The organism is Phormidium pseudopriestleyi FRX01 (assembly GCF_017313335.1).
GTDB lineage: Bacteria > Cyanobacteriota > Cyanobacteriia > Cyanobacteriales > Laspinemataceae > Laspinema > Laspinema pseudopriestleyi.
The window spans coordinates 1-10651 of the sequence record NZ_JAFLQW010000494.1 but is presented as its reverse complement, the minus strand read 5'-3'; the positions used below and the strand labels follow the sequence as shown (position 1 = coordinate 10651).

The 10651-nt window shown below is 46.6% G+C and carries 11 protein-coding genes; 6 read left to right on the top strand and 5 right to left on the bottom strand.

Translation table 11 applies throughout. The features are described 5' to 3' along the window. Positions 1 to 199: 199 nt before the first annotated feature. The 3 genes from J0895_RS18905 to J0895_RS18895 all read left to right on the top strand — a co-directional run bounded on the left by J0895_RS18905 (position 200) and on the right by J0895_RS18895 (position 3127). Entirely contained in the window at positions 200 to 646 is a 447-nt protein-coding gene (locus tag J0895_RS18905; protein WP_207089558.1) for a heavy metal-responsive transcriptional regulator, read from the top strand. 91 nt (positions 647 to 737) lie between these two features. Beyond that, complete coding sequence (locus J0895_RS18900) at positions 738 to 1922, top strand: WD40 repeat domain-containing protein (protein ID WP_207089557.1); 1185 nt, start codon at positions 738 to 740, stop codon at positions 1920 to 1922. A 266-nt stretch (positions 1923 to 2188) separates the two neighbouring features. Beyond that, a complete protein-coding gene (locus tag J0895_RS18895) occupies positions 2189 to 3127 on the top strand; it encodes a DHH family phosphoesterase (protein WP_207089556.1) in 939 nt (312 codons plus the stop codon). An 83-nt stretch (positions 3128 to 3210) separates the two neighbouring features. Here J0895_RS18895 and J0895_RS18890 read toward each other — a convergent pair whose 3' ends face one another. Further along, positions 3211 to 3540: a hypothetical protein gene (locus J0895_RS18890; RefSeq protein WP_207089555.1), complete on the bottom strand. Its 330-nt coding sequence runs from the start codon at positions 3538 to 3540 to the stop codon at positions 3211 to 3213. A 616-nt stretch (positions 3541 to 4156) separates the two neighbouring features. Then, positions 4157 to 5005, bottom strand: a complete 849-nt coding sequence (locus J0895_RS18885) for an SDR family NAD(P)-dependent oxidoreductase (RefSeq protein ID WP_207089554.1) — start codon at positions 5003 to 5005, stop codon at positions 4157 to 4159. Between the two features lie 44 nt (positions 5006 to 5049). On the opposite strand from J0895_RS18885, the gene J0895_RS18880 reads away from it, so the two are divergent. From J0895_RS18880 to J0895_RS18870, 3 genes are all read left to right on the top strand, one after another. After that, a complete protein-coding gene (locus J0895_RS18880; protein ID WP_207089553.1) occupies positions 5050 to 5469 on the top strand; it encodes a hypothetical protein in 420 nt (139 codons plus the stop codon). A gap of 334 nt (positions 5470 to 5803) precedes the next feature. Continuing rightward, entirely contained in the window at positions 5804 to 6016 is a 213-nt protein-coding gene (locus tag J0895_RS18875) for a hypothetical protein (protein ID WP_207089552.1), read from the top strand. A gap of 571 nt (positions 6017 to 6587) precedes the next feature. After that, positions 6588 to 8099: a WD40 repeat domain-containing protein gene (locus tag J0895_RS18870; RefSeq protein ID WP_207089551.1), complete on the top strand. Its 1512-nt coding sequence runs from the start codon at positions 6588 to 6590 to the stop codon at positions 8097 to 8099. A 136-nt stretch (positions 8100 to 8235) separates the two neighbouring features. On the opposite strand, the gene J0895_RS18865 is transcribed toward J0895_RS18870, so the two are convergent. From J0895_RS18865 to J0895_RS18855, 3 genes are all read right to left on the bottom strand, one after another. Continuing rightward, on the bottom strand, positions 8236 to 9042 hold the full coding sequence (locus J0895_RS18865; protein WP_207089550.1) for a TPM domain-containing protein: 807 nt from the start codon (positions 9040 to 9042) through the stop codon (positions 8236 to 8238). A 337-nt stretch (positions 9043 to 9379) separates the two neighbouring features. Continuing rightward, the gene (locus J0895_RS18860; RefSeq protein WP_207089549.1) at positions 9380 to 9745 is read right to left on the bottom strand and encodes a DUF1823 family protein; all 366 of its coding nucleotides are present in this window, start codon (positions 9743 to 9745) and stop codon (positions 9380 to 9382) included. Positions 9746 to 9856: 111 nt separating this feature from the next. Further along, on the bottom strand, positions 9857 to 10651 hold a 795-nt coding region (locus tag J0895_RS18855; protein WP_207089548.1), incomplete at its 5' end, for a WD40 repeat domain-containing protein.

Here is a 10651-nt window from a genome sequence, read left to right as displayed (position 1 = left end):
TCGTCATCCACACGCTCACGGCTCAACGCCTACGGCGTGGGAGGTTGTAAGCGAGTGGAATCCTCATCTCACCGCGCCTTTCATCCCACACTAACCTTCGCTCGGTAAAGCGCGAGGGATTCCCGTCTGTCTAGCTAAAAAATATCCCCCGCAATAACCGTTTAGGGGTTGTAATACCGTTCACCTCAATCGCAAGATTATGGAAATTCTGGTGGGGGAAAAATCCCTAAAAATTGGCGAAGTGTCGGCCACTTCAGGTTTGCCGGTGAAGACGATTCGCTATTATGAAGAAATCGGCCTATTGGAACCGACCGTAGAACGGGCAAATTCGGGTTATCGAATCTTCGATTCTACGGTTATGAATCGGCTGGCATTCATTAAGCGATCGCAATCTTTAGGATTAAGTCTGACGGAAATCAAAGATATTTTGCAGGTTCACGATCGCGGCGAGTTACCTTGTGAAGAAGTTCGACATCATTTAGAGGCCAAAGTTACTGCAATTGATGAACAAATCCGGTCATTAGAAACCCTGCGTTCTGAGTTGCAAGGTATTATCCAGGGATGGCAAGAACACCCCCCCCTGGACCAAGTTGCTCAGACGATTTGTCCGAATATTCAACAAGACTCTTATCATCATCGGGACTGATTTCCCGCCTAAATTTCAAGTAGATGACCCGGGTGGATTTTGAATTAATATTGTTAAGTCGTAAGTTCTGAATCGATTATTGGTGAACTGAATGGAGAGATTCAGATTAAAAAACCCTGTCCTCAACCCGGGTTTAATCCCTGGATTACTAGGTTATATTTCGGCCCTCCCCTTACTGCTGGGAACTGCCCTGTTTTCCCTGGGGGAGAACACTCTGGCGACTCCTCAAACCCGGATGTCTGACCCTGCTGTACAGTCCGGATTATCTGAGAGTACAGCATCTAATGCCCAAGTCCCAGGGCAACGCGATCGCCCCATCGCCCCGACTTGGACCAATCCAAAATTATTGCTGGCGATCGAAGGAGAATCCGCCACGATTCAATCCCTAGCTTTTAGTCCCGATGGCCGATTTATTGCCATTGGCGGAGGCAGAAATGATCCGAGAATTGAAATCTGGGATTTACAACAAGAAAAACGGATTCGCCACTGGAAAACCTATCAAAATCGAGTCCTTGCCCTAACTTTTTCTCCCGATGGCAATACCCTCGTGAGTTCTGCAGATGGAGGGGCGATCGAAGTTTGGGATGTCCAAAAAGGTGAATTATTACATCAATTTTTAGAACATAGAAGTAACGTCCTTTCCCTGGCAATTTCCCCGGATGGTCGAAATTTAGTCAGTGGCGGTTTAGATGGAATTCGCCTCTGGGATTTGCGCGATCGCCAACTCATCCGGGTCTTATTAAATTTACAACCGATTTATTCCGTAGCTTTTCGAGGAGATGGACAACTGATCGCCGCAGGAACTCATCAAGGTAATATTATTTTATGGCCGTTGATTCCCGGTGAAGGGGCCGCTATTGTCGGCAATCCTCTAACGACTTCATTTCAACACGATCGCGGAATTACGACTTTAGATTTTACTCCCGATGGGAATCGTTTAATTTCCGGTAGTTTTGATGCCACGATTAAATGTTGGGATTTAGTTAACCGAGAACTGCTTTACACCCTGGTGGATCATCCCAGTTGGATCAAGTCGCTGAAAATTAACCCGAATGGTCAACTGTTTGCCAGTGCATCTCGGGATGGAATTCGCTTTTGGAATCTGGAGACAGCAGAGGCAGTCGGGTTTATTTCGGCAGAGTCAGATTGGGCGCAGGCGATCGCCTGGTATCCTGATGGACTCACCCTTGCCATCGGGGGATTAGACCGAATCGTCAACTTGTGGCGGGGTGGCATGGGTGCAAATGAAGATGCGATCGCCTCAGACAGTCCATAACTCAATCCAGGGGACCAGAAACCGGTTTTCTGACCCAGATTTGTGACGAATTGGCAAAAATTGGGATAAGAAACCCGGTTTCTAACCTTTGCCGGGACAAGAAACCGGTTTTCTCGCCCAGATTTGTGACGAATTGGCGAAGGTATTGGTAAAGAAACCCGGTTTCTAAGCAATGGGGTATCCATATCCTAGACAGCAGAGAACAGATCGGTTTCAATAGAGACACATAGCGAAAATAAACAGATACTGATCCAACTGGGGGAAATATGTCAAGTGACGACCACAAGTACCGATTAGTAACCCGTAGTGATTTTGATGGGTTGGTCTGTGCTGTTCTGTTAAAGGAACTCAATCTCATCGATGAGATTAAATTCGTGCATCCGAAAGATATGCAGGATGGCAAAATTGAAATCAGCGATCGCGATATTACCACCAATTTACCTTATGTCCAAACCGCTCATTTAGTCTTTGATCATCACGAAAGCGAAACCATCCGCAATCCAGACGCTCAAGATAACTATATTATCGATCCAAAGGCTCCCTCTGCTGCCCGAGTAGTCTACAACTACTTTGGTGGACCGCTCAAATTTACCAACATTTCCACCGAAATGATGGAAGCGGTGGATAAGTCAGACTCGGCTCAATTTGAGCGGTCTGAAATCTTAGAACCCCAAGGATGGGTGCTATTGAGCTTTCTGATGGATGCTCGAACCGGCTTAGGAAGATTTAAAGAGTTCCGAATTTCTAACTATCAATTAATGATGGAATTAATTGATTACTGTAGAAATCATAGCATTGAGGAAATTTTGCAGCTTCCTGATGTCAAAGACCGGTCTGACCTGTACTTTGAACACCAAGATAAATTTAATCAGCAGCTTAAAGACTGTGCCAAGGTTTATAACAGTCTAGTTGTCCTGAATTTGCGGGATGAAGAGACAATTTATGCGGGAAATCGGTTTACCATCTACGCGCTTTATCCCAATTGCAATATTTCCATGCATATTCTCTGGGGACTCAAACAACAAAACACGGTGTTTGCTGTGGGTAAGTCGATTTTAAACCGTACCTCAAATCTCAATATTGGAGCATTGATGCTCGAATATGGCGGTGGGGGTCATGCTAATGCAGGCACTTGCCAAGTTGAGAATGACAATGCAGAACAGGTGAAACAAGCCTTAATCGATCGCATTACGGCCCAGGGTTAAAACCCTGGATAAAATGAGAAGGAGCGATCGCTTTTAAGGCGATCGCTCCTTCTAGGGGAAGATTCTGAATTCATGAATTTGGGTTAAGCCAGGACCATTGGAGTTGTTAGAAAGCGATCGCTTTGTTGCTTCACCTTTCCAATCTGAGTTGAGGAACTCTCTTGCGCCGGAACTAACATGAAATCCGTGGAACGGACCACTAAATCCCCTTCATCCAGAGACTGCCGCAACTGTCGTCCCATTTTCCATGCCCGATATTTGATAATATTCCATCGGGGATTCGCCGGATAACCGGCAAATCCTGATCGCAGTGCGGGGAGGTTATCTTTGGGCATGAGAGAACCGACTAAAACGCCCTCAGCCAAATCAACTACCATGAAGTTTCCCTTGGAATTGTGTTGTGCATTTAACATGGGATCAACCCCCTCGCCACTAGACGAATAATGTTTATTGGATTTGTATTTTACAGATGATGAGCAGTCATTACAATCATTCCAAAAAAATTAAATTCTTCTGGAATGAAGATATTGGAAACGTCAAAAAATAATTGCCCAAGCTTAGAGCATTTGGATCCCGGGTCAGCCGAAACAGTTGGCTGATGCTTTTGACTCGGTTACCCGGTGAATTTATTCTCTAATTGGTATGAGTCTAGCATGAGATTTCCGATTATTGTATCAATGAATTCATTTTTTATAAATTTACGGACATAGAATTCCTGGGTGTCTTGGGTCAGCAAGCCACCAAATCCAGACCTGGAGCAATTTTCGGGTGGGACAGGGTTCAACTGGTCGGCAAAATTCTCTCTCTTATGCCTTTGGCAAGATGCGTAGGATTGAAGGGACTATGGTAAAATAGAGCAGCCCCTTTTTACCGCAAGCGTTTCCAGTCAAATCACGGTAAGTCCATGAGTTGAACCCGGAGGAAATCTAGGGGCAAAACATGGGAGTGCAATAAAATCCTACGTTGATGTAGGGGCAATTCATGAATTGCCCCTACTCAATAGTGCCAACCTAGTTTTTCAGAAACCCCTTAACGGGATGTGGCAGCAGCCTCCCGGAGTAGGCGATCGCAGGCTTGATTCCGGCGATAATTGCGCTTGGACAGATCCCCAGATAAAGGGGAAGCCATCAATAGCATTTTATCCAATAGCCACGGTGCAATCCGTTGGCACAAAACGGCTAAATGACTTTGCCATCCCACTAAGATCTCCGAGGAGTCTCTATGAAGTCCCGATACCAGTGCCTTTGCCACCTGCTGTGGTGTCATTGGCACAACCCAGCGAAACAAGTCTAAGTTTTTCGCCATGTCAGTATCGGTCAAGGTGGGCAGAAGTGCGACCACTTTGATATTATGTTCCGCGAGTTCTCCCCGCAAGGCTTGGGTGAAGCCGAGGATGGCGAACTTGGTCGCTGAATAGGTGGACATGGTGGGTGCAGCCACTTTGCCCATTAAGCTGGAAACGTTGACGATTGTACCTTCCTGCCTTGTCGCCATCCGTTTGGCAACCATGCGAGTGATCTCGTACATTCCCATAATATTCAGGGAAAGTTCTTCCTGAATTTTCGGAAATTTCGATTGCAAAAATGGGGTCTGATGTGCGACTCCAGCACAATTGACCAAGAGGTGAATTGGACCATGATGCTTCCACGCTTTGGCGATCGCAATGTCCACTTCTACAGGTTGCGTGAGATCTAAAGGGAGACTCACAACCTCTACCCCCACTGCGGCAATCTCCGCTTCCACTTCGGCTAATTTGTCGCGATCGCGGGCCACAATAATGATCCGTTTCATGCCTTGATGGGCCAACTCTAGGGCGATCGCCCGCCCAATTCCACGGGACGCGCCAGTAATCAGTGCAGTCTTGTCTTGAATCTTCATAAGTGAAGCCTCCATACTTGAAGTCTTATCCCTCTACTCATTCCATGCCAAGTCTGTTGATATTTTTGGCACTTCACAGAGTCACCGATTTGGGCGATCAGAAGGATAAGTTAAATGTAATCAGTAGCATCAGCAATTTTGATGAAGGGTGTCCAGAATTAGTACGTTATACAATTGCTGAACCCTTCATCAAAATCCCGGTTGAAAATACTTCAAAACCTAATCAGGGTGATAGAGTCAACGCCACAGATGCCAATTCTACTTGGGAAACCCAATCCTCAAGTGTGCTTGAACTGGACAATCCGTCCTCGCGCATTTTGATGTTGAATGTTACGCGATCGCACGCTTCCATTTCCCCTCGGTCCTATTCTGAGTCCCGAACTGTATCCGTTGGATTGTTGTACATGGTGGGCTGGCCTCCTAGATACGAGTATGGACTTAAGTCGCCCTTGAGCATACTTTAACAGTTAAATCAAGCAACTGCAATATTTCTTCATAAACTTTTGGACGGCTTCCGTAATGAATTTAAAAATGACTGTCCTCTAAAGGTTATAGCGTTTGAGTTCTGACCATAGGTGTGATACAAATCACAAGAAGACAATCTCCCCTTACAGGAATAGCGGGTTAACAAATGAGTCCTCCCCCTCTACCTCAAGTGACAGAGTAGAAGGGGGTTCACCCAAAAAAAGCCGAGAAAAATTCTCTCCCCCGGGGAATTTCACCGGACGAGAACAGGACGGGAAAAGTTGCAAAACCACTGCCTGATGTAGAGCGAAGAAAAAGAAATTGCACTCGTCATTGGAACCTAGGAAAAGAAGCGGCCAGTGTAGCGCTAAAGCAGAAAATGAGTCATACAAAGGCGATCGCCGGGATTTACTCTCACTCCGGATCAGCGATCCCCAGAAAAAAACTGTATCGGTATCTGTAGCAATAATATATCACACTTCTCCCAAAGTGGCGATCGCAGAACTTCCCCTATTTTTCCCCAGGGAAAAATATCTCTCCCTCTAGCGTACCCAAAGCATCCCACTGTATATTGTCTCTCGCCTGACTCCGCCCCTGCCCTTAGAAATTCAAGTAATGTTAGAGAATCTCCGCACTCCGGGGAATGAACCCCTGGCCCTAGAGGAGATGGATGAGGAGCATTTAGATTAGGGACTCCGCCGAAAAATTTTCTGTGTTTGATTCTAAGACAGACCGTTTCTCGAAATCGGGTTTCTTGACACTCATCTCGGTTAAGATCCAAGATTGAAGTCAGAAACCCGGTTTTTTGGCACAGATTTGATGGTTTAGATTGGATTTAAGCGAGAAAGTTATCCGTTAAAGATCTCCGGTGGGTGATTGTGGGTTCATATTTTTAGAACGTCGGTACAGTATGAGGTCAAAGGGACAAGCCGCCGGGTTTTTGGCTCAAATTTGTTACAGATGGGCAGAAATTTTGATGAAAAACCCGGTTTTTAACCTTGACTGTACCCCCGGACTAGGGTGCTTTGTTTCCGAGGCGATCGCCGATTAGGGCAGTCGCCCAAGGTCTACTGAGACAATCTATGTACAATCTTGGCAAGAACGATAACAGCAACCAATGGACTGGACGACCCCCCTAAAATTTCAACAGGCGGATTTTATTAAACGGCTCAATCACAAAAGGGCCGAACTGCTGCATTGCCAGTCTCCGGGTTTGCATGGCGAACAGGTGACGATCGCCGGTGAACGCTTCAGGGCAGTTCATGCCGCCTATGAACAGAGACTATCCTCGGCTCAATCCCAAACCCCCACCTCGGAACTGTTTCGCGATCGCCTGCGCCATCAGCTTGGAGTCGAAGCAGTCGCCACCTATCTAGATCACCGGGTCACTCGAATTGGCCTAGATCATCCGCCAAAATCCCAAAGTGCTGGCGATTTTACCCTCAAAGATAATCCCGCGATCGCCCTTTCCGTTCAGGCCCTTTTTAGTTCCACTTCTCCCTTAGTCTGGAATCTCCAACTCTCCCAAATTAAGCACCAAGCTGCCATCATTTTTGTCCTGATTCCCGAACCGATTCACCCCTCCCGGTCAGACTATCACCCGATTTTAGCTGGATTTTTACCCACCCATTTAATCGCCCTAAGCGAGGGTCGCGCCCGTCTGTGCCTCGATGACCTCTTTTATATGGGCGGACTGAATCTCTATCTGGAATCCTTAACCTCTATCCCGGTTTCTACAGAATGGTTACGGATTCTAACTGGAACCTCTAACTATGTCTATCCCGTTGCCATCAGTGCTGATGGGGGTCTAGTTGCCAGCAGCAGTTACGATGGCACGATTAAACTCTGGAAACTGCGCGATCGCGAAATCACTCAAGCCCTCTGTGGACATTCCTGGTCCTTCTATCCCATCGCTGCGGGTCAGGGGGGACAATCTCTCGCCAGTGGCAGTACGGAAAAAAAATTGAACATTTGGCAACGGGGTCGTGGGGATTTTATTCGCACCCTGGCTGGACATACCAGCGGAATCAGTGCCATTGCCATTAGTGAAGATAGCAAAATTTTGGTCAGTGGCGGCTACGATGGCACCATCGATATTTGGGATCTCGTCCAAGGGCAACGGTTGCGGACCCTGAATGGTCATTCTGGAACTGTTCGCCCGATGTCCCTCAGTCCAGATGGGACTATCCTCGCTACTGGTGGCATTGATAAAAAGCTCAATCTCTGGAATCTCCAAACCGGGGCCTTAATTCGCTCGTTTAATATTGATACCGATGTGGCGATTTCTCTGGCAATTAGTCCCAATGGTCAATTATTAGTCAGTGGTTCTCAGGATGGGACGATTAAAATTTGGAATTTGGAATCCGGGCGTTTGATTCGGGCGATCGCCGCTCATTCGGGGATCGTTCGCGGCGTTACCCTGAGTCACGATGGCAAAACCCTCGCCAGTGGCAGTCTCGAAAAGACGATTAAACTCTGGAATGTGGAAACCGGCGATCTGTTGCGAACCTTAACGGGTCATCCAGATCCCACCATTACCTTTGCGATCGACTCCGAAGGACCCACCCTCGATACCAGCTTATTGCGTCACTACCAACCCGGTTGGGAAGAACCTAGACAATGGCAGTAGATTAATCGACAAATCAGCCAAGTGCCTCTGTGTTCTGGGGGTCCAGTCGCGATCAGAAACCGGGTTTTTTGAGAAAATCTGGAGCAATTCGCAGCAAAAAAAGTGCCAGAAACCCGGTTTCTTATCCTACGAATTCCTAAGTTTCAGAAGTCGAGGACCCATTTAAAATCGGCGTTAAATAAGCAACCAGCGCACCCAGTAGAAACCCCAGGATATTCCGCAGTAAGGGTAAAAAATCACTGGTCCGCGAAATCACCGGGCCCAAACCAAAGGCAATAAATAAAATTCCCCACAGGGGTGAAAACATTAAGGCCCATTGCCAGGAAAACCCTTGTCGATCTTTTCTGGGATGTGCAGCAAATCCAAAGATGATGCCACCCACAATTGAAGTAATCAGGGTCAGGATCCATTGCTCCCTCGGCAACCCAGGGACCACCAGGCACCCCCCTTGACGCAGACAATTTTCTACGCTACTTAATGCGCTGAGAATCGATTGGTCCTCTCCATTATCCCGAACAAAAAATTGATTGCCGTACCGGGTTTGTAATTCGATCCAGAAGGTTCTCGGCAGTAAGGGGTAGAGCTCATCCCCCACATTGAATCCCAAGAGATTGCCCCCGCGAGGGTCGGCAATCAACAGGACGCTCTTATCGTTGAGGTCCCAATAGTCCTTAACCGCACGACCTGGGGTGCGATCGTATTGAGTCAGGACTCTCAGTTTCCAGCCAGTTTCAGCTTCAAAATTCTCTAACTCTTGGATTAAGTTCTCTTCCTGGATGCTCGTCAGGGAGTTGGCGAGGTCAATAATCGGGGTTTGGATATCCGGCAGTAACTCTGGATTGTCATAAGCTTGAGCCGGAATCGGGGCGATCGCCCAAACTGATATAGCCAGGAAAAAGGCCGCGACAGATATTAGAAGTCTTTTGGGAAATGTTGATTGCATTGCAGTCTCTATAGGAGTTTTCATTCTTTCATCCAACCAGGGTGGCATCACAGAAGGCTCCACCCCCGAGCCATTCAGAATCTTAATATTTGTTTACAGTTTTTACCTTCCCTTAATATTAAGCCCTATACACCCAATGCCGTCAATCAGAATTCCAGCAGATTTAGCCCAGGTTTAATTTTATTGCCTAACAGATTAACAACTTGCAACTTATAGAGTAAAATCCTAAAACCTCAATCCGGTTGGCTTGAGGGAAGAATTGCCTATTCCTAATCATCAATTATGAATCAACGGGTTAATCAAAAATAGCCAGAGGAAAGACTAGCCTCTCCCCAAATCAGGATTGAGACTCTAAATAACTCAATAACCAATTCGCCATCGTAGCGCGACGGGTCAATCGAGGAATCAGTTCACCCACCTTGTAACCAGAAAAACCCAACTTTTCCTTAAGCAGTTGCTTGTTTTCTTTAGGAATAGAACGAGTCAGTTTCACCGTCGCCGGTCGGCTTGCGATAAAATCGGGAGGTTCTGGATACTCCTCCCGCCAGAAATTATCGACCGCATCCGTATTCCAACTTTGGGTCATTTCCTCATAGCAATACCCTAAACAATGCCAAACCAAACGATTAACCATTGCATCATCAATTTTATCATTGAGAATATCCCAAATCCTATCAAAATTGAGGGATGGTAATTCAGACATAAACCTTAATAAAACGACAACAAATAACCGAATCTCTTCAAAAAAATCATATCATAACCCTCCGCAATCCGTGAAAATCAGTGTAATCAGTGGTTCAAAAATCCGTCAGACTTATCGAGACCGGCTCAACCACTCCAAAGCGGGAGAGCGAGATTGAGGAAATCTTTGTTCCTTAATCGCTTCCTCGCAAAGCGCCCGATCGCCCTCGCTGATATTTTTGGAATACTTGAAATAATCATGTAACCAAGTACAAGCGCGACGAGTTAAATCATCTAAATCCAAATTCCACAAAATCACCGTATTATCATCTCCTGCCGAGGCAATAATTTCTCCATTGGGACTGAATTCCACATCTAAAACCCCCGAAGTATGACCTTGGAGCGTTTTTAATAAAGTCCCATCTTTGAGACTCCAAAGCTTGACCGTGCCATCCCAACTGGCCGAAACCAACAGCCGACCATCAGGAGAGAAGCCAACACTTTCCACACTATCGCTATAGCCTTGCAACAGAGTTTTTTCGAGTGTTCCATCCAGATGCCAAATTTTCACCGTATTATCCCAACTGGCGGAAGCAATCCGTTGACCGTCGGGGGAGAAAGTCACACTCGTAACATAAGACTGATGAGGATAGCGACCGGATAGAGTTTGAAGCAGTTCACCTTCCTTGTTCCAGAGTTTGACCATTTTATCATCCGAACCGGAGGCAATCAGACGACCATCAGGGGAAAAGGCCACACTATTGACCCGTTCGGTGTGACCCTCTAAAACCCCCAATAAAGTACCATCGATCCGCCAAATTTTGACAGTTTTATCACGAGAACCCGAGGCAATTAATTGACCATCGGGGGAGAAACTGACAGAATAAGCGCGATCGCTGTGACTACTTTCCACCGGACAATCGGAATG